The organism is Halomonas sp. M4R1S46 (genome assembly GCF_025725685.1).
In the GTDB taxonomy this organism is placed as follows: Bacteria; Pseudomonadota; Gammaproteobacteria; order Pseudomonadales; family Halomonadaceae; genus Halomonas.
This window is the reverse complement of sequence record NZ_CP107008.1, coordinates 2742960-2761752: the sequence shown is the minus strand read 5'-3', so window position 1 is coordinate 2761752 and position 18793 is coordinate 2742960. Positions and strand designations below refer to the sequence as shown.

Annotated in this window: 20 protein-coding genes; 10 read left to right on the top strand and 10 right to left on the bottom strand. The window is 69.2% G+C overall.

Annotated features, from left to right (window positions below; translation table 11 throughout):
- Nucleotides 1-15 precede the first annotated feature (15 nt).
- The gene (locus OCT48_RS12950; protein WP_263589544.1) at nucleotides 16-474 is read left to right on the top strand and encodes a GNAT family N-acetyltransferase; all 459 of its coding nucleotides are present in this window, start codon (nucleotides 16-18) and stop codon (nucleotides 472-474) included.
- On the opposite strand, the gene OCT48_RS12945 is transcribed toward OCT48_RS12950, so the two are convergent.
- Genes OCT48_RS12945 through OCT48_RS12935 form a run of 3 tightly spaced genes read right to left on the bottom strand, consistent with a single transcriptional unit; the run spans nucleotide 471 to nucleotide 1641 of the window.
- Complete coding sequence (locus OCT48_RS12945; RefSeq protein ID WP_263589543.1) at nucleotides 471-926, bottom strand: hypothetical protein; 456 nt, start codon at nucleotides 924-926, stop codon at nucleotides 471-473. The two genes, OCT48_RS12950 and OCT48_RS12945, sit on opposite strands and share 4 nt — an antisense overlap.
- Entirely contained in the window at nucleotides 923-1192 is a 270-nt protein-coding gene (locus tag OCT48_RS12940) for a hypothetical protein (RefSeq protein ID WP_263589542.1), read from the bottom strand. Before OCT48_RS12940 ends, OCT48_RS12945 begins: the two co-directional genes overlap by 4 nt.
- The gene (locus tag OCT48_RS12935; protein ID WP_263589541.1) at nucleotides 1144-1641 is read right to left on the bottom strand and encodes a hypothetical protein; all 498 of its coding nucleotides are present in this window, start codon (nucleotides 1639-1641) and stop codon (nucleotides 1144-1146) included. The genes OCT48_RS12940 and OCT48_RS12935 overlap by 49 nt, the downstream gene beginning before the upstream one ends.
- A gap of 41 nt (nucleotides 1642-1682) precedes the next feature.
- On the opposite strand from OCT48_RS12935, the gene OCT48_RS12930 reads away from it, so the two are divergent.
- A complete protein-coding gene (locus tag OCT48_RS12930) occupies nucleotides 1683-2093 on the top strand; it encodes a hypothetical protein (protein WP_263589540.1) in 411 nt (136 codons plus the stop codon).
- Here OCT48_RS12930 and OCT48_RS12925 read toward each other — a convergent pair.
- Entirely contained in the window at nucleotides 1996-2496 is a 501-nt protein-coding gene (locus OCT48_RS12925) for a nucleoside deaminase (protein ID WP_263589539.1), read from the bottom strand. The genes OCT48_RS12930 and OCT48_RS12925 overlap by 98 nt on opposite strands.
- A 187-nt stretch (nucleotides 2497-2683) precedes the next feature.
- Here OCT48_RS12925 and OCT48_RS12920 point away from each other — a divergent pair, with 187 nt between their 5' ends.
- Nucleotides 2684-3376, top strand: coding sequence for an alpha/beta hydrolase (locus OCT48_RS12920; RefSeq protein ID WP_263589538.1), 693 nt, complete (start codon nucleotides 2684-2686; stop codon nucleotides 3374-3376).
- Here the strand turns inward: OCT48_RS12920 and OCT48_RS12915 are convergent.
- Nucleotides 3336-3974, bottom strand: a complete 639-nt coding sequence (locus OCT48_RS12915; RefSeq protein ID WP_263589537.1) for a response regulator transcription factor — start codon at nucleotides 3972-3974, stop codon at nucleotides 3336-3338. The two genes, OCT48_RS12920 and OCT48_RS12915, sit on opposite strands and share 41 nt — an antisense overlap.
- 179 nt (nucleotides 3975-4153) lie before the next feature.
- Here OCT48_RS12915 and OCT48_RS12910 point away from each other — a divergent pair, with 179 nt between their 5' ends.
- Nucleotides 4154-5932: a PHA/PHB synthase family protein gene (locus tag OCT48_RS12910; protein ID WP_263589536.1), complete on the top strand. Its 1779-nt coding sequence runs from the start codon at nucleotides 4154-4156 to the stop codon at nucleotides 5930-5932.
- Between the two features lie 11 nt (nucleotides 5933-5943).
- On the opposite strand, the gene OCT48_RS12905 is transcribed toward OCT48_RS12910, so the two are convergent.
- Genes OCT48_RS12905 through OCT48_RS12895 form a run of 3 tightly spaced genes read right to left on the bottom strand, consistent with a single transcriptional unit; the run spans nucleotide 5944 to nucleotide 8797 of the window.
- Nucleotides 5944-7518 (bottom strand): ATP-binding protein, encoded by a 1575-nt coding sequence (locus OCT48_RS12905; protein WP_263589535.1) that lies wholly within the window; start codon nucleotides 7516-7518, stop codon nucleotides 5944-5946.
- Nucleotides 7518-8180: a 2OG-Fe(II) oxygenase gene (locus OCT48_RS12900; RefSeq protein WP_263589534.1), complete on the bottom strand. Its 663-nt coding sequence runs from the start codon at nucleotides 8178-8180 to the stop codon at nucleotides 7518-7520. The genes OCT48_RS12905 and OCT48_RS12900 overlap by 1 nt, the downstream gene beginning before the upstream one ends.
- Nucleotides 8177-8797 (bottom strand): CoA pyrophosphatase, encoded by a 621-nt coding sequence (locus OCT48_RS12895; RefSeq protein WP_263589533.1) that lies wholly within the window; start codon nucleotides 8795-8797, stop codon nucleotides 8177-8179. Before OCT48_RS12895 ends, OCT48_RS12900 begins: the two co-directional genes overlap by 4 nt.
- Nucleotides 8798-8890: 93 nt before the next feature.
- On the opposite strand from OCT48_RS12895, the gene OCT48_RS12890 reads away from it, so the two are divergent.
- The gene (locus tag OCT48_RS12890; RefSeq protein WP_263589532.1) at nucleotides 8891-9448 is read left to right on the top strand and encodes an NUDIX hydrolase; all 558 of its coding nucleotides are present in this window, start codon (nucleotides 8891-8893) and stop codon (nucleotides 9446-9448) included.
- Nucleotides 9449-9510: 62 nt separating this feature from the next.
- Here the strand turns inward: OCT48_RS12890 and OCT48_RS12885 are convergent, their stop codons facing one another.
- A complete protein-coding gene (locus OCT48_RS12885) occupies nucleotides 9511-9822 on the bottom strand; it encodes an NGG1p interacting factor NIF3 (protein WP_263589531.1) in 312 nt (103 codons plus the stop codon).
- A 282-nt stretch (nucleotides 9823-10104) separates the two neighbouring features.
- Between OCT48_RS12885 and OCT48_RS12880 the strand changes: the two genes are divergently transcribed.
- Nucleotides 10105-10554: a fasciclin domain-containing protein gene (locus tag OCT48_RS12880; RefSeq protein WP_412031048.1), complete on the top strand. Its 450-nt coding sequence runs from the start codon at nucleotides 10105-10107 to the stop codon at nucleotides 10552-10554.
- A gap of 120 nt (nucleotides 10555-10674) precedes the next feature.
- A complete protein-coding gene (locus OCT48_RS12875; protein WP_263589529.1) occupies nucleotides 10675-11514 on the top strand; it encodes a fructosamine kinase family protein in 840 nt (279 codons plus the stop codon).
- A gap of 52 nt (nucleotides 11515-11566) precedes the next feature.
- On the opposite strand, the gene OCT48_RS12870 is transcribed toward OCT48_RS12875, so the two are convergent.
- Nucleotides 11567-12487 (bottom strand): alpha/beta fold hydrolase, encoded by a 921-nt coding sequence (locus OCT48_RS12870; protein ID WP_263589528.1) that lies wholly within the window; start codon nucleotides 12485-12487, stop codon nucleotides 11567-11569.
- Nucleotides 12488-12654: 167 nt separating this feature from the next.
- Here OCT48_RS12870 and OCT48_RS12865 point away from each other — a divergent pair, with 167 nt between their 5' ends.
- From OCT48_RS12865 to OCT48_RS12855, 3 genes are all read left to right on the top strand, one after another.
- Complete coding sequence (locus tag OCT48_RS12865) at nucleotides 12655-14130, top strand: TolC family outer membrane protein (protein ID WP_263589527.1); 1476 nt, start codon at nucleotides 12655-12657, stop codon at nucleotides 14128-14130.
- A gap of 106 nt (nucleotides 14131-14236) precedes the next feature.
- On the top strand, nucleotides 14237-15457 hold the full coding sequence (locus tag OCT48_RS12860) for an efflux RND transporter periplasmic adaptor subunit (protein ID WP_263589526.1): 1221 nt from the start codon (nucleotides 14237-14239) through the stop codon (nucleotides 15455-15457).
- Nucleotides 15454-18636 (top strand): efflux RND transporter permease subunit, encoded by a 3183-nt coding sequence (locus OCT48_RS12855; protein ID WP_263589525.1) that lies wholly within the window; start codon nucleotides 15454-15456, stop codon nucleotides 18634-18636. The genes OCT48_RS12860 and OCT48_RS12855 overlap by 4 nt, the downstream gene beginning before the upstream one ends.
- Nucleotides 18637-18793 lie beyond the last annotated feature (157 nt).

Genomic DNA, 18793 nt, shown 5'->3' with positions numbered 1-18793 from the left:
AGAGGGAGGCACCGCATGCTCGAGGAGGCGAGCCCCCGGGACCGGGCCTGGGCCGCGGCCCTGGTACGGGACAACATGGACGCGACCTATCGCCGGCATGGCCTGGCCTGGGACCCGGCCCGCTTCGCGGCCGACTGGGCCGCCGGGGAGAACTACCTGCTGCGGTGCGACGGGGAGGCCGTCGGCTATCTGAGGCTCTTCCACCACGCAGGGCGGAGTTACCTGCAGGACCTGCAGGTGGTGGCCGGGCGGTGCGGCTTCGGCCTGGGCACCCAGGCGCTCGAACAGGCCAAGGTCCTGGTCGGCGGGCGGGGCGACGACGCATTGCGCCTCAAGGTCTTCGCCGACAGTCCGGCCGTGCGCCTGTATCGTCGCCACGGCTTCGTCGAGCTCCTGCACGAGCCGCCGCTGATCGGCATGGAATGCCGACTCACGCACCGGGGCGGGCATCGGCGACTAGGCGTAACGCGCTAGTCGTCCTTCGGCACTTCCAGGGCGAAGTCCAGGATACGGCGCTTGCCGAGCCAGACCTTGCCCAGGTAGACGCCCGGCTCGATCTCGCGGATCTCGTCGCGCACGGCACGAAAGAAGAACGAGGTGCGCGAGTAGTCGATCACGATGGTCGGCTGGCCGTCCATCCAGCTGGGGGCCCGGTAGACCTTGGCGACGACGAAGCCCAGCCCGAAGGGCGAGACCTTGTTGACCAGCACGCCGGCGGAGCCGTCCTCGGCGAACATGTCGAAGACCTTGCCCTGCCAGGCGAACAGCCGGGCGAAGCCGGCGAACGCCTTGGCCAGGGGCATACCGGCGACGATCGGCGTGCCGCGGGTATCGCCCTGGGGGATCTCGCCCGGCGATGCCTGGCGGTAGAGGGCGTCGAGCTCGTCGCGACTCATGCGTAGCCAGTCCTGGACCGTTGCGCTCATGGGGAACCTCCCGATGGGTGTCGGCGTGCCTCGGCGGGGGAGGCGAGCGCGGCATGATGCTCGGTGCGCAGCGCGCCGACCGCCCGGTAGATGCCGCGTCTCACGCGATTGATGCCGCCCAGCGGACGGTGGTCGGGATGGCCGCTCCAGGGGTTGAAGGCCATGCCCTCGCAGTGCGACAGCGCCGCCGGGTCGTCCACCCGCTGGGGCGGCAGGGTCAGGCGTGCCACGGTGTGGAAGGGCGAGCGGGCCTCGTCCCAGGCCACGAGGCATCCTCGATGGGCATCCGCTGCGGGTCCTGCTGGAACTGTACCTGCAGCGCCAGGCAGGCGCTGTCCTCGGCCAGGCGCTCGGCCATGGCCTGACGCAGGAAGTCGGGGTCGTCGCCCCCGGACGGTGCGGCGGATGCGAGCGTGTCGCCGTCACAGGGGCCCACCGCGTACTTGATCGCCTCGCCCTCGCCATAGCGATAGGGCGTGGTGTTCCAGAAGCGCATGTCGAGCAGGCTGTCGGGCTGGCCGCGCGCCCGCCAGGCGATCCACAGCGAGCGGGGGTGGGTCAGGAAGTACCACCACAGGCGCTCGCCGGTGACCGCCTCGACGAAGGCATGGAAGTCCTCGGGCGTGCCGGCGAACAGCACCGGGTGGCCGTTCAGCAGCAAATCCTGGCGTCCCGGGGTGCCGTCGACGCCGACGGCGCCGGGCACGTCCTCCACGCGGATCGACGCCGGCGCCGGACGACTACCTGCGGGAGGCCATGCAGCGCACGCTTGCCTCGGCCGAGGCGGTGGTCTTCGAGATGCGCATCCAGTGTCAGGAAGATCCCGTGACCATGCCCATCGAGGATGCCTCGGTGATCTGGATCTCGCCGGAGATCCCGGTGGCGACCCTGCGCATCCCGGCACAGGCCTTCGTCACCCCCGAGCGTGAGCGCCTGGCCCGGGAGCTGACCATCAATCCCTGGCATGCCTTGCCCGACCACCGGCCGCTGGGCAATCAGAATCGCGCCCGTCGGGAGATCTACTACGAGACCTCCCGGGTACGCCAGCGCATCAACGGCGAGACCCACTTCATTCCCGATACCCAGGCGTGGCGTCGGCGCCGTGAAGACGTGCATGCAGACCGTGGACACGCTGGTCGAGTCCCGGGGCGGGGCCGTCCACCCTGACGCCGGGCACGACCCGCTGGATCGGCAAGGGCGCCACCGGGGGAGGGGCGACGCCCAGGGCGTTCAGCCAGTCGACGAGCTGCTCGGCGGAACTGGCGTAGACGATGCGCCCCAGCCCCACCCAGCCATGGGCGGCGGCACACATCGGACAGTGCTCGCCGGAGGTGTAGACCGTGGCCGCCGCGCGCTCTTCCGGGGTCAGGTGTTCGGCGGCCCAGCGCGCGATGGCGAATTCCGGGTGACGGGTTGCATCCCCGTCGGCAATGCGGTTGCGATCCTCGAACAGTACCCGGCCGTCGGCGGCCACCAGCAGCGAGCCGAAGGGCTCGTCGCCGGCCTCCAGCGCCTCCTCGGCCAGCCGCACGCAGCGTTCGAGATGGGGCCTGTCCTCGTCGTGGATCATCGTCCTGTCTCCTATCGGGGTGTCTCGTGTCCGGACAGTCTACTCCCCTGTCACGGTGCCTGGGGAGAGCCGCCGGGCCCGTCGGTGCCCGGCACCTCGGGCTCGGCCAGCTCCGGATCGACCGGCCAGGATCTGTGCTAGCTTCACGTTCAACGGCCCGGTCCCATGCCTCGCGAGGTGGTACCTCATGCTCTTCATCACCAACCGCTTTCCCCGCCAGAGCATCAAGACGAGGATTCACCGCAATTTCGACTTCGACCTGGCCAACAATGCCGCCAGCAATTCGGTGTTCTTCTGTGAGCGCCTCGGCCATGAGGTCTACGAAGAGATCGGCAGCAAGCGTTTTCTGCAGCGGCTCAAGGCCGCCAGGCACCGGCAGATCCTGATCTACCTGCATGGCGACTCCAATCTCCCGGAAGATGTCTTTCCCGCCGTCGAGGAATTCCAGGCCCTGTGTGAGGCCCAGGAGCCGGAGGAAGCCCTGGTGGTGCCCCTGATCTGGCCCTGTGACAACGACATGGGAGCGGTCCAGGACTACTGGGACGATCAGGAGTCGGCGGATCTCAGTGGGTTTTCCTTCGCCCGCGTGCTGCAGAAGTTCCTGGCCTGGCGGGAACTCGAACAGTTCGAGGAGAACGCCGCTCCCTGTCTCAAGCGCATCAACCTCCTGCCCCACTCCATGGGCAATCGGGTAGTGGTTGAACCTTCCCCAGCCTGTTCGTCAAGGTGGACGGGGTGCCCGGGCAGCGCACCTCGATGGCCTTTCGCTTCGCCACCGGCCACTACCTTCCCGGCGACCCGCGCACCGGCGACCCGCACAGCGAGGCGAACTGACGGGCTCAGCCGTCGGGCAATGGCGGCACCAGTCCCAGAGCGGTGACCATGCGCACCAGTTCGGCCAGGTTGGCGGCCCCCAGGGCCTTCATGGACCGCAACCGGTAGATCTCCACGGTCTTGGCACTGATCGCCAGGTGCTCGGCGATCTCCCGGCTGGTCATGCCTTCCGCCACATGGATCAGGATCTCGCGTTCCTTGGGGCGCAGGGCATCGAACCGGGTCTGCAGGGCCTCGAGACGTTCCCGCTCGTGGCGGATCCGCTGGTGCTGGGCCAGTGCCTGCTGGACGATGTCGATCAGTTGCTGATGGTTGAAGGGCTTCTCGATGAAGTCGAAGGCGCCTGCCTTGAGCGCCGTGACGGCCATGGGCACGTCGCCATGCCCGGTCATGAAGATGATCGGCGTATCGTCGCCGCGCTCGCACAACCGCTGCTGGACCTGGAGCCCGCTGAGCCCGGGCATGCGGACGTCGAGCAGGATGGCGTCGTGGGCCGCGGGGTCGGTGGCCAGGAAGGCCTCGCCATCGCCATAGGCCAGGGTCGCGAGGCCCACGGACTCGAGCAGCCAGGCCAGCGACTCGCGAAGGGCCTGGTCATCGTCGACCACGGCGATGCAGGACGGTCGGCTGGCGGACTCGGTCACGCGGGACTCCGGTGAGGCTGGGCGGGGTGGGCGAACCTGGAGGGGCAGTGTAGCGCCTCGCACCTGTCCGGGCCATCTCGGCCGCGCCGGTCCTGCTAGGCTGGAGAGGGTGGTCGCGATGCCCCTCTGCCGAGGCGGTTGTCGTCATGGCTCATCCCTCGCCCGGAGGTGCCCCGGACATGTCCCGATCCCGTGCCATCAGCTCCACGCCCGTTGCCGGGTCCCCACAACGGGGGGCGGACGCCGACAACGGACCGCGTCTGGATCGCGCCTTCCTCGCCGGTGTCGCGCGTCTGACGGCGGGGGTCTCGCCGGCGGGGCTGGCGAGCCTCTATGCCGAATGGCTCATGCACCTGGCGCTGTCCCCCGGCAAGCAGCTCGAGCTCGGCGAGAAGTACAACCGCAAGATGCTGCGCTTCGGCCAGTACGTGCAGCGCCTCGCCGCCAACCCGGGGGCGGAGGCCTGCATCGAGCCGCTGACCCAGGACGAGCGCTTCAGCGGCGCGGCCTGGCAGCAGTGGCCCTATAACCTGATCCATCAATCCTTCCTGTTGACCCAGCAGTGGTGGCACAACGCCACCACCGACGTGACGGGGCTCTCATCGGAACGCGAGCATGCGATCAACTTCATCACCCGCCAGTGGCTGGACCGCTGGTCGCCCTCCAACTCGCCCTGGCTCAATCCCGAGGTCAGTTCGGTGACCCTGGCCACCGGCGGCCAGAACCTGGTCCAGGGCTGGCAGAACCTGCTCGAGGACTGGGAGCGGGCGGTGTCCGGCAAGCCGCCGGTGGGCGCCGAGGCCTTCCGGGTGGGGAGCGAACTCGCCGTCACGCCCGGCAAGGTGGTCTATCGCAATGCGCTCATCGAGCTGATCCAGTACGCCCCGACCACCGCGCGCGTGCATGCCGAGCCCCTGCTGATCGTGCCGGCCTGGATCATGAAGTACTACATCCTCGATCTGCAGCCCGGCAAGTCGCTGGTCGAGTACCTGGTCGACCAGGGGCATACGGTGTTCATGATCTCCTGGCGCAACCCCGGCACGGCGGATCGCGACCTGGGCATGGCGGACTACCGGCGGCTGGGGCCGATGGCCGCCTTGGACGTGGTCACCGAGATCACCGGCTGTCCACGCGTCCATGGCGTCGGCTATTGCCTCGGCGGAACCCTGCTGTCGATCGCCGCGGCAGCCATGGCCCGCGACGGTGACGACCGGCTGGCGACCCTCACCACCCTGGCGACCCAGGTGGACTTCTCCGAGGCGGGCGAGCTGATGCTGTTCATCGGCGAGAGCGAGGTCTCCTTCCTGGAGAGCATGATGTGGGAGCAGGGCTACCTGGACGGCTACCAGATGGCCGGCGCCTTCCAGATCCTGCACTCCAACGACCTGATCTGGTCCCGGGTGATCCACGAGTACCTGCTGGGGCGTCGCCGGTCGATGAATGCGCTGATGGCCTGGAACGCCGACCTCACCCGCATGCCCTATCGCATGCACTCCGAGTACCTGCGCTGGCTGTTCCTGGACAATGACCTGTCCGGCGGGCGCTACCTGGTGGACCGGCGGCCGGTGGCGATCCGCGACATCGAGGCCCCGATCTTCACGGTGGCGACCACCGGCGACCATGTCGCGCCCTGGCGTTCGGTCTTCAAGATCCACCTGCTCGGCGACCCCCACGAGGTGACCTTCCTGCTCACCAATGGCGGCCACAATGCGGGGATCATCAGCGAGCCGGGCCATCCCCGCCGTCACTTCCAGATGCACACGCTGGGCAAGAACGATCACTACATCGACCCGGATACCTGGCGGGGGACCATGCCCGAGCGGCAAGGCTCCTGGTGGCCGGCCTGGCAGCAGTGGCTGGCCGAGCACTCCTCGGGGCGGGTGGCCCCGCCGCCGCTCGGTAGTGATCGCCATCCGCCTCTCGACGCGGCGCCCGGCCGCTTCGTGCGGATGCCCTGAGCCGCCATGCCTCAGGGCCGGGAGGCGACGCAGGGGGGCGGCCCCTCGGCGCGCAGGATGGCGACGAAACGGGCGCCTCCCGCCTCGGGGGGCGCTGCCAGGACCAGGCCGCCGCCCATGGCCTCCATCAGCGAGTGACTGATGGCGAGCCCCATCCCCAGGCCGTCGTGACGCCCGGAGTGGAAGGGCGTGAAGATGCGCTCCTGGTCCGCGTCGGCCACCCCGGGACCGCGGTCGCTGACCGTGACGCTGACCTCGCGGGGGCCCGAGCGCCGGGCCGTGATCGCCACCCGGTCCGCCCCGGGATGCTTGCGGCTGGCCTCCATGGCGTTGAGCAGCAGGTTGACCAGCACCTGCTCGAGGGCGATGGGGTCGGCCAGGACCCGGGGCAGGTCCTCGGGCAGCGCCTGGACCAGGGCCACGCCGGCCTGCTGGAACTGCCACTCGCACAGCCGGCAGGCCCCCGCCACGGCCTCGGCCAGTGGCATCGGGCGGCTGCGGGTCTGGCCCTTGCGCACATAGGCACGGATATGGCGTAGCCGCTCGGCGAGCCCCGACACCTGCGCGTTGATGCGCTCGAGGGGCAGGGCGAGGTCGGCGGCCGGCGCGTCGGGGGCGCTGCGCAGCCTCATCAGCGCGCCGCTGGCATAGTTGGCGATGGTGGCCAGCGGCTGGTTGAGCTCGTGGGCGATATTGGAGGCCAGCTCGCCGGTGGTGGCCAGGCGGTTGGCATGGGCGATCTGCGCCTGGTGACGGCGGGCCTGGGCCTCGGCGGCCTTGCGCAGGCCGATATCGCGGTTGAGCAGTGACAGGTGACCGGGCTCGGCGCCGGGGCCGCGATGGGCCAGCACCACGCTGAGCACCGGCAGCGTGTCCCGACGGCCGCGCATGGCCAGCTCGCCGCTCCAGGAGCCGTAGCGGGCCACGGCGGGCAGTACGATGTCACGCAGTTCGCCCAGCGAGGCCTCGGTATAGGCGTCGGCGAGGCCGGCCCCGCCGTCGGGAGGCAGGGCGAGCCGTCGCCGGGCGGCCTCGTTGGAATAGAACAGGCGCTCGGCGTCATCGGCGAAGAGCACGTAGTCGGTGGTGGATTCCACCACCCCGGCCAGGCGCTCGCGGTTGGCTTCCGTGCGCAGGCGTCTTCCGACGTCCCGCGATACGCAGAGGATATCCAGCAGCTCGCCGGTCTCGGGATCGCGGCGGGTGCGACTGGTGGTCTCGAACCAGACGTAGTGGCCGTCCCGGGCGCGGAAGCGATAGGTGTACTGATAGAAGCCGTCGCGGTGGTAGACCCGGGGCGACTTGTTGAGCAGGTCGGCGAGGTCGGCCGGGTGGAAGAGGTCGTAGGCACGGACGCCGATCAGCGCCTCGGGCGCATAGCCGAGCAGGTCCCGGGCCGCCCGGGAGACATAGAGGAAGGTGCCGTCTCGGGCATGGCGCGAGATCAGGTCGGTGGTGCTCTCCGCCAGCCAGCGGTAGTGGCGCGTCTCCGCGTCGAGGGCCGTGTTGCGGGTCTCGAGCTCGGCATTGCGGGCCTCGAGCGCCGCCAGGCGCGCCTCCAGCCGGCGGGACCGGTCGTCCGCCATCAGTGGGCCGGGTCCACCATGCCGCCGAGGGAGGCATTGCGCCGGAACCAGCCGGCGATGCTGGCGCGGGGCCGGCGGGTCGGCAGGACCTCGTGGGGCACGCTGTCGGAGAGGAAGCAGGCGAAGGTGCCGGCCTCGGGGCGCACCCGGGCCACCTCGCGCTGCGGGTCGTCCGGGGCGAAGATCGCCATCTCGCCGCCGGCGTCCAGGGGCCAGGCGGGATTGAGGTAGCCGACGGTGGAGATCACCCGGTTGGCCCGGCCGCGGAAGCTGTCCAGGTGGCGGCGGTAGAAGGCGCCCGGCGGGTACTGGGCGAAGTGGGCCTCGTACTCGAACAGGCCCAGGAACAGCGCCTGGTTCAGCGCCTGCTGCAGCTCGCCCATGGCCTCCAGGTAGCGGCGTTGCGCCAGGCTCTCGCGGTCGAGCCAGCGAATGGCGTCACCGCGGATGTCCCGGCGCAGGTGATGCTCGTTGCCGCGCCCGATGCCGGCGACCTCCAGGGCGTCGCGGCGGGCCATCTCGGCCAGCTCGTCGAGCAACGGCCGGTGCAGGGCCTCGGGCAGGAAGTCCTCGCCGACGTACCAGCCCCGGTCGACCAGGGCATCGACCAGTTCGGCCAGGCGGGACTCGGGCAGCAGGGCAGGGGAGGCGCTTGCGTTCATCGATCGAGCAGCCGGCGTTCGGGGTGGTAGTGGAGCTCGCCGGACGGGCGGGCGAAGAGACTGATCGGCATGCCCCAGCCCTCGGCCAGCAGCTCCACGAGCATCATCGACGACAGGCCCCAGATGACATGGCCGTCGCGTCGATAGCTGGGCACATAGTAGTCCCGACCCTCGACCCGGATCACGTCGGTATGGGTGCGACGATCCTCGAGGAAGTGTGCCACCGGGACCTCGAAGATGGTATCCAGCTCGCGGCGGTCCGGGACCAGGGGCAGGTCGGGCGGGATCACGCCCACGTAGGGCGTGACCTTCAATCCATGCAGGGAGAGCACGTCGGAGAGCCGGCCAAGTATCTCGACCCGGGACGGTGGCAGGGCGATCTCCTCCTCGGATTCGCGCAGGGCGGTGGCCAGCAGGTCGTCATCCTGCTCCTCGCGCTTGCCGCCGGGAAAGGCCACCTGGCCGCTGTGGGTGGAGAGATGGGCGGCGCGGCGGGTGAAGAGCAGCGTCGGCTCGGGGCGCGCCACCAGCGGTATCAGCACGGCCGCCTGGGGCAGGTCGAGCCGCAATCGCCGGGGCGCATGCGCTTGCAGGCGATCGCGAAATTTCTCTAACATGGTGCTTCCGTCGGGTTTCATCCCATTTACCCAGTCGCCGCGAGCGGCGTCAAGCCCGGGCCATGGCCTGTCGCCAGCCTGTCAGGGAGCCACATGAACTTCTGCAGCCATTGCGGCCAGCCGGTCCGCTTCGCGATTCCGGACGGCGACGATCGACCGCGGTATCTCTGCGAGGCCTGCGGCACCATCCATTACCAGAACCCGCGCATCGTCGCCGGTACCCTGCCGGTCCTCGGCTCCCGGGTGCTGCTGTGTCGTCGGGCGATCGCGCCGCGCAAGGGCTACTGGACCCTGCCGGCGGGATTCATGGAGAACGCCGAGACCACCGTGGAGGCGGCGGCGCGGGAGACCCGCGAGGAGGCCCTGGCCGACGTGGCGATCCATGACCTCTACACCCTGATCAACCTGCCGCACATCAACCAGGTGTTCATGATCTTTCGCGCCGACCTCGCCGGCGACTTCGGGGCCGGCCCGGAAAGTCTCGAGGTCGCGCTGTTCGAGGAACACGAGGTGCCCTGGGATGCGCTCGCCTTCCCCACCATCGAGCGCACCCTGCGCCACTTCTTCGCCGATCGCGCCGGCGGCGACTACCCGCTGCACATCAGCGACATCACCCCGGAAGACCGCGAACGCTACTTCGGGTCGGCCTGAGCCGCCCGAGTCGCCCCGCCCGTCGGGGGAGGGGTAAGGGCCCGCCTGGCAGGCCCTATGCCCTACACCGTTGCCAGTGGCCAGACATCATAGGCCGGTTCCTCGTAGGGATGGGCCAGCCGGAGGGCCGCCACCGCCTCGCGGATCACGGCATCCTCGCAGACCAGCTCCACCTTGAGTTCCTCCACCGTCTCCAGCTCGCCGACCCGGCCGATATGCGGCTGGGCGCCCGCCAGCGGGCGAAACTGGCCGGTGCCGGGCGTCTGGAAGCAGCAGGCCTCGTAGTCGCCGATGCGTCCGGCGCCGGTGGCGAAGACGGCCTCCTTGACCCGCTCGGCAGCGTCGACGGGCACGAAGAATGCAAGCTTGTACATGGTGAGGCTCCTTCCCGGGAATGTCCCCCCCCTTGTGCCATAACCGGGCGCCGCCGTCAGCCTCAAGGGGGGGAGCCGCCAGGTCGAGAAAAATAATTCTTGTCCAGTAACTGTACATGGATTACTTTTTGTATAGGAAGGAGCGGCAGTGGTTTCGCCGTCAGGCAAGCGTCACGCCGAGCGCCCCTTCTTGCGCTGGCGTTATCCCCAGAGGAGTGAGCCAACATGAACGCCATCACCACCCACGCCCCGCAATGGATCGGTACCGGCCTGCTGGGCCTGATGCTGGCCGGCAGCGTCCAGGCCGACAGTCATGGCATGAAAGAGGATATCGTCGACACCGCCATGGCGGCCGGCCAGTTCGAGACCCTGGTCGCGGCCGTCGAGGCCGCCGACCTGGTCGACACCCTCAAGGGCGAGGGCCCCTTCACCGTCTTCGCGCCCACCGATGAGGCCTTCGCGGCCCTCCCGGACGGGACCGTCGAGGACCTGCTCAAGCCCGAGAACCGGGAAACCCTGCAAGCCATCCTCACCTACCACGTGGTACCCGGCAGGATTATGGCCGAGGACGCCATGGCGGCCGACAGTGCCACCACGGTGCAGGGGCAGGATGTCACCGTCACCACCATGGATGGCCAGGTGATGGTCGACGACGCCACCGTCATCCAGGCCGATATCGAGGCCAGCAACGGGGTCATCCATGTGATCGACGGCGTGCTGATGCCCGAGTGAGGGCCTTCATCCCCTGCGGTTGTCCCGTGCAACCCCCTTGCCGCCCATCCGGGCGGCTTTTTTGACAAGGCAGCGGGTGTCTGACGAGGCTATGGGCCATCGCAGGAGTGGAGTGGACGCATGCAACGGGATATCGAGCGCCTGATGGAGCGCATCGGCCTGATCCCCCGGGGGGCGCCGATGGCCCTGGCGGGAGGCGACATCGCCGCGGTGTTCCGGCTGGAGACCGACCAGGGTGCGGTCGTGATCAAGCGGGATGCCGCCGGGCGCCTGGTCGGGGAGGCGGAAGGGCTGACGGTGCTGCGCGAGGCCGCGACCCGGCTGGTGGTGCCGGAGGTACTCGGCCAGGAGGGAGAGTGGCTGGTGATGGAGGCCCTCGCCACCTGCGGACGGGCACCGGGTGGCGAGGTCGCCCTGGGCGAGGGGCTGCGTGAGCTGCATGCGGTGACCGGGGGGCCGCATGGCTGGCACCGTGACAATGCCTGCGGCACCACGCCCCAGCCCAACGCGCCCCTCGCCGATGGCCGCGCCTTTCAGCGAGAGCGACGGCTGTTGCCGCTGACCCGGGCCTGCCATGAGCGGGGACGGCTGGACCAGCGACTGCGCACACGCCTGCAGGCCCTGGCGGAAGGGCTGGAGACGTGGTTACCGGATGCCCCGGCGCGCCTGGTCCACGGCGATCTCTGGTCCGGCAATGTGCTCCATACCGATCGGGGACCGGCCGTCATCGACCCGGCGGTCTATCGCCATTATCCCGAGGTGGACCTGGCCATGCTGACCCTGTTCGGCGCGCCCTCCGAGGCCTTCTTCGAGGCCTACTGGAACGGTGCGCCCCCGGACGACTGGCCGCGGCGCGAGGCCCTGTTCCAGCTCTATCCGCTGCTCAACCACCTGCTGCTGTTCGGGGGCAGCTATCGGGGCGCCGTGGAGCGAACGCTGGACCGACTGGCCAGGGACTGAGCCATCGCCGGTGGCGGGGAGGGTGGTCGCGCTGCCGACTGGGCAGCGGCGCTCAGGCCCAGCCGCCGAGATGGCGAAGCCAGCGACGGCCTCGCCGCCACCACCCGGCCACCGGCGTGACGACACGCGGCAGGGAGGGCGCGGCGGACAGGAAGTCAGCGATGGGCGCGACCTGGCGGGGGCGATCGAGCATGGGGGCGTGACCGCAACCGGGGACCTCGAGGCTGACCAGGCCGGGCTGGGTCTCGCGCATGCGGGTCACGCTCTCGGCGCTCAGCAGCGGCGAGGTCTCGCCGCGCACCACCATCAGCGGGCAGCGGATCGCCTGCCAGTCGGCCCAGGTGTCCCGAGGGGTGTCATGGACGAATTGCTCGCCGATGCGCGGATCATAGTGGTAGGTCCAGCTGCCGTCGGGGAGTCGGCGGGCGCTGGCCAGGGCCAGGCGTCGCCAGGCGTCGTCGCCCTCGATGCCGAAGCCGGCATAGTGGCGGCGAAGCTCCTCCTCCAGTTCGCTGAAGCGACAGAAGCGGTGGGGGACAGCGAAGTAGGCGGCCAACGAGGCCAGGCCGTCGGGGTCGAGTTCCGGGCCGACATCATTGAGTACCAGGCGCTCGATGCGCCCCGCGGTGGCCGACTCGGCGGCCAGCAGCATGCCCAGCAGGCCGCCCATGGACGTACCGACCCAGGGCACCCGCTCCAGGCCGAAGTGATCCAGCAGCGCAACTGCTATTGTCATGTAGTGCGAATACAGATAGTCGTGTGATGGATACAGCGACCAGCTGGACAGCCCCCGACCCGGGGTATCGGGCGCCAGGACCCGCCAGTCGGGCCCGAGCGCCCGGGCGAAGTCGGCGAAGTCGCCGCCGTGGCGGGCCAGTCCATGCCAGGCGATGACGGTTCGCGGGGCCTGCGGGTGCCAGATGCGCACCGCCACCTCCAGCTCCCTGACCCGCAGCAGTGTCAGTGCATCCATGTCGCATTCCCCCGGGTTCGACTATGCTGCTTTGCAGCATAGTCGATTCGCCGGCCACTGCCGAGGGCCTCGAAAAATTTCACGCGGCTTGCATGGTTGACGATGGATTGACGCCATAAACATGCGACAATGAATGTATAACCTCTATCGACACAAGGAACTTGCCGATGATGCCGTTTCGTTCGGTGCTTCCGGGCTCTGGTCCTCGCCCCGGGGCACGGGCCCTGCTACCCCTGCTGGTGACCTCGCTGATGGTGGCGCCGGCCCAGGCGGCCGACCTGCTGACCATCACCCGGGACGCCCTGGACAACAACGCCGAGCTGGCCTCGGCGCGCGCCCAGCTCGGCAGCGTGGAAGCCGGCCGCGACGTCGAGCGCGGTGACCTGCTGCCCCAGGTCAACGCCTCGGGCCAGCTGGCCCACAACCGCGAGTACCAGAGCCAGACCTCGCCTCTGGCCGCGCGTTTCGGTACCGGCTCGGAGACGGGAGACGACGCCTACAACAGCGGCGCCCTGACCCTGGAGGCCACCCAGGCGCTCTTTGATGCCCGCAATGGCGCCGAGGTGGAGCAGGCCGACCGTCAGATCGACCAGCAGACCTACCAGCTGGCCGCCACCGAGCAGCAGGTGCTGATCGACGTGGCATCGGCCTACTTCGATATCCTGCGCGCCCACGAGATCCTCGAGGCACGCCGGGCCCAGGAGCGGGCCATCGGTCGTCAGCTCGAGCAGGCCCGCGAGCAGTTCGATGTGGGCCTGATCGCCATCACCGAGGTGGAGGAGGCCCAGGCGCGCTTCGACCAGTCCCGGGCCGAGCGGATCGCCGCGGAGAGCGACCTGCAGGTCAGCTTCGAGGCCCTCGAGCGTCTCACCGGCACGCGCTACGACAGCATCGAGTCGCTCAAGGAGGCCATGCCGGTCACGCCGCCCGACCCCCGCCGGCGGGATGCCTGGGTGGAGAAGGCCCTGGACAACAACCCGCTGGTGCTGGCCAGCCAGGCCGGCGTCGAGGTGTCGCGCAGTGGCGTGGACATCGCCCAGGCCCAGCGCCTGCCGGTGGTCGAGGCCTTCGCCAACTACAACTACAGCGACAACGACCGCGACAGCGTGGAGGGGGAAAACTCCGCCAGCCAGGTCGGGGTCGGGGTGAGCCTGCCGCTGTACACCGGGGGGCGCACCACGGCGAGCATCCGGCAGAGCACCTATGCGCTGGAGGCGAGCCAGTATGATTTCGAGTCCCAGCGCCGCGACACCGTCCAGCAGGTGCGCTCCCTGTTCACCCAGGTCAGCAACGACGTGACCACGGTGGAGGCCCGTGCCCAGGCCATCGTCTCCAACCAGAGCGCCCTGGATGCCACCCGGGCCGGCTACGAGGTCGGGACCCGCAACATCGTCGACGTGCTCAACGCCGAACAGAACCTCTACGACGCCGTCGCCGACTATGCCGATGCGCGCTTCAGCTACGTGACCAATCTGCTCACCCTGCGCCAGCAGTCGGGCACCCTGAATGTCGAGGCCATCGAGGCACTCAATGCGTGGCTCGACGAGGAACAGGGCGTGTCCTTCACCCTGCCCGAGGAGGGAGAGGGAGATCGCTACGAGGCGGCGCTGGAGATCGGAGACCCTCCACGCCCCGCCGACTGATACCGCCGACCATCATGGCATACAGTCGTGGATGTATGGTTTACATTCACGACTGTATGCGTGTAGTCTCTGTCGACTCTTGACGCGCTCAACGGGATAGCAAGGCATGAAAACGATCATCCAGAGGAGCCGGGCCGGCCTGCTGGCGCTGGCCTCGAGCCTGATGCTGGCAGCCTGTGGCCAGGAAGAGGTCCCGCCACAACAGGCCGACGGAGGCGACGCCCCGCCCCGGCCCATGCAGGTGATGGAGATGGCGCGCCAGGACATCCCCCTGGACAAGTCCTATCCCGCCAAGCTGCGCAGCGAGAACGAGGTGACCCTGGTGGCCCGCGTGGATGGCTTCCTGGAGGCCAGGCACTTCGAGCCGGGGGAGTTGGTGGAGCAGGGCGACAGCCTGTACTCCATCGAGCCGGACCTCTACGAGTCCGTCGTGGCCCAGCGCGAGGCCGACCTGGAGAGCGCCGAGGCCGAGCTGGTGCGGGCCCAGCGCGATGCCAACCGCTTCCGGCAGCTGCTCAGCCAGAACTCGGTGAGCCGTCAGCAGTACGACCAGGCCCTGGCGGACCAGAGCGTGGCCCGAGCCGCGGTGGCCCAGGCCGAGGCGGCCCTGGCCAATGCCCGGATCGATCTCGGCTATGCCGACGTCACCGCCCCGGTGACCGGCATGATCGGCCTGAGCCAGGTGAACGTGGGCAATCTGGTGACCGAGGGCACCGAGCTCGCCACCATCACGCCCCTGGATCCGCTGGAGGTGCGCTTCCAGCTGCCCCAGGAGGACGCCTTCGCGCTGCGCCGCCAGCTGGCTGACCAGGCGATCAGCGATATCGGCGCCCGCCTGGAGCTGCCCGCCGGCGGCGGCAGCCTGAGGGGGCACCTGGACTTCCTCGGCTCGCGAGTCGACGAGGCCACCAGCACCGTCCAGGCCAAGGCGACCTTCGCCAACCCCGAGGCGCGGGTGCTGCCCGGCCAGTTCGTGCGGGTGCAGCTCGAGGGCATGAAGCGCTTCGACGTCATGGCGGTGCCCGAGATCGCCCTGACCCAGGGGCTGATGGGGCCCCAGGTCTTCGTGCTCGACGAGGACGACAAGGCCAGGGCACGCACCGTGCAGCTCGGCGAGATTGCCGGCCCCTGGCAGCTCTTGCGTGATGGCCTCGAGAGCGGTGATCGGGTCGTGGTGAGCGACCCCGCGGGCCTGCAGCCCGGCACGCCCATCGCCGCACAGGCCTTCGACGGCGACGCGGCGGCGCTGATGGCCCAGCAGACCGCTGCCGGTCCGGGGCAGGCAGGCGCTGACGCCTCCGCGGCCGAAGGGGACGGCGGGCAATGAACATCTCCAACTTCTTCATCAAGCGGCCGATCTTCGCCTCGGTGCTGGCCATCATCCTGACGCTGATCGGGCTGATGAGCATGCGGGTGCTGCCCATCGAGCAGTACCCGAGCGTGGTGCCGCCCACGGTCTCGGTCAATGCCACCTTCCCGGGGGCCGATGCCGAGACCGTGGCCCAGACCGTGGCCGCGCCCCTGGCCGAGGCCATCAACGGCGTCGAGGACATGCTCTACATGACCTCGACCAGCGCCGACAATGGCTCGATGCAGCTGCAGGTGGCCTTCAACATCGGCACCGACGGCGACATCAACACCATCAACGTCAACAACCGGGTACAGGGCGCGCTGTCGCAGTTGCCCGAGGCGGTGCAGGACCAGGGCGTGACCGTGGAGCTGCGCTCCAGCTCGATCCTGATGCTGGTCTCGCTGATCTCCCCCGAGGGCGACTACGACCGCACCTACCTACAGAACTATGCGACCCTCAATGTCCTGGACGAGCTGCGCCAGGTCCCCGGGGTCGGCGATGCCGAGGTACTGGGGGGCGGCGAGTTCGCCATGCGGGTGTGGATGGACCCGGACAAGCTGGCCCAGTACGACCTGACCCCCGCCGAGGTTGCCTCGGCGATCCGCGCCCAGAGCACCGAGGTGCCGGCGGGCAACCTGGCGGCCACGCCCCAGTCGGACCCGCGTGCCTTCACCTACACCATCACCGCCGGGGGGCGGCTGTCGAGCACCGACGACTTCCGCGAGATCTTCCTGCGTACCAACCCCGACGGCTCGGCGCTGCGCCTGGGCGACGTGGCGCGCATCGAGCTGGGGGCATCGTTCTACGGGGTCGAGGCGCGGCTGAACGGCGGCACCATGGCGCCGATCATCATCAACCAGCAGCCCGGCGCGAACGCCCTGGAGACCGCCGGGGCGGTCGAGGCCGCCATGGACGAGCTGGCCGGCCGCTTCCCGCCGGGGCTCGAGTACGTGGTGCCCTATGACACCACCCAGTTCATCGATGCCTCGGTGGAGACGGTGCTGCATACCTTCATCGAGGCCTTCCTGATCGTCGGCGTCATCCTGTTCATCTTCCTGCAGAACTGGCGCTTCACGGTGATCGCCATGTCGGTGGTGCCGGTGTCGGTGCTGGCGACCTTCGCCGGCTTCTTCGCCTTCGGCTTCACCATCAACCTGCTGACGCTGTTCGCCCTGGTGCTGTCCATCGGCATCGTGGTCGATGATGCCATCCTGGTGGTGGAGAACGTCGAGCGGGTGCTCGGCGAGGACGAGGAGGTCACCGTCCGCCAGGCGACCGTGCAGGCCATGCGCGAGGTGGGCGGACCGGTCATCGCCACCTCGCTGATCATGGCGGCGGTGTTCGTGCCGGTCGCCTTCCTGGGTGGCTTTACCGGGCAGATCTACCAGCAGTTCGCGCTGACCATCGCCATCTCGGTGGCCTTCTCGGCGCTGATGGCGCTGACCTTCACCCCGGCGCTCTCGGCGATCTTCATCAAGCGCAAGTGGCACCAGACGACCACGGCCTTCGGCCGTGCGGTGGGCACCCCGCTGCGGCTCTTCGACCGCCTGTTCGCGGGCATCACCGCGGTCTACATGTGGATCGTGAAGGCGCTCGTGCGCTTCTGGGGGCTGGCGCTGCTGCTCACCGCCCTGGTGGGTGGCGGTTCCTGGTGGCTCTACCAGAGCACGCCGTCGACCCTGGTGCCGGAAACCGACCAGGGCATCGTGCTGGCCGCCGTGCAACTGCCGGATTCCGCCTCCCTGGCGCGCACCCGGGACTACATGGGCCGGCTCAGCGCGGCCATCGAGGAGATCCCCGGGGTCAAGTACTCCTCGGCGGTCGCCGGCTACGACATCCTGTCGAGCTCGGTGAACACCGCCCGCGGCATCATCTTCGTCAACATGGTCCCCTGGGAGGAGCGGACCCTGACCGCCACCGGCCTGGTCGGTCGCATCATGCAGCTCGGCGCCCGGCTCGAGGGTGGCTCGGCCATGGCCTTCAACATGCCGCCGATCATGGGGCTGTCGACCACCGGCGGTTTCACCGGTTATCTGCAGTCCTTCGAGGGCGCCACGCCCCAGGAACTGTACCAGGCCTCGCTGAAGGTGATGCAGGCGGCCGGCCAGCATCCCGCACTGAACCAGGTGTTCACCACCTTCAACGTCAACGTGCCGTCCTTCCGCGCCGAGATCGACCGGCAGAAGGCGCTCAGCTACGGCGTGGCGCTGGAGGACCTGAACGCCACGCTGTCGAGTACCTTCGGCAACGGCTTCGTCAACTACTTCAACTACCAGAGCCGCAACTTCCAGGTCTATCTGCAGAACGAGGACGAGTTCCGCAAGACGCCGGACGACGTGGCCAGCATCTACGTGCGCGGCGGCAACGGCGAGCGTATCCCGCTCTCCGAGTTCGTGACCCTGGAGCGCCAGGCGGCGCCGGCGGTGGTCACGCGCTTCGGTGTCTACACCGGGGCCCAGTTCCAGGGCGGCCCCGCCCCGGGCTACAGCTCGGGGCAGGCGATCGCCGCCATGGAGGACATCGTCGCGGAGCAGCTCGGCGACGGCTGGGGCATGGGCTGGACCGGCACCGCCTATCAGGAGAGCCAGGCGGGCAGTGCGGCGACCCTGGCCATCGTCTTCGGCCTGCTGATGGTGTTCCTGATCCTGGCGGCGCAGTACGAGAGCTGGTCGCTGCCACTGGCGGTGCTGACCGCCACGCCCTTCGCCTTCCTGGGCGGGGTCGGCGGCATCTTCCTGCGCGGCCTCGATACCAGCGTCTACGTGCAGATCGGCATGCTGGTGGTGGTCGGCCTGGCGGCCAAGAACGCCATCCTGATCGTCGAGTTCGCCGAGCTGCAGCGTCGCGAGATGGGCCGGTCGATTCGCGAGGCCGCGGTGACGGCGGCGGAGCTGCGCTTCCGGCCGATCGTCATGACCTCCCTGGCGTTCATCTTCGGCACCCTGCCGCTGGCGCTGGCCACCGGGGCGAGCGACACCAGCAGCCACCATATCGGGACCACGGTGGCGGTGGGCATGGCCTCGGTGGCGGTGCTCGGCAGCCTCTTCGTGCCGACCTTCTACGCCATGATCGCCGCGGTGTCCGACTGGCTGCGGCGCAAGACCCGCCCGGCCGACCGGGAGGCCGAGCCGGCGCCGGCGCACGACACGCCCTGATCCTGCGGCAGCGGTCGGCGGGCACCGTCTCCCTGGGGGGCGGTGCCCGTTTTCGTTGGGGCCTTGCGACCAAAGTGGCGACGGCGTCCCTGATGACGCTGGCTACGCTGAGAAGACAAACACTTTGCCGGCTAATCGGGCCGGCCGGAGGCGCCGC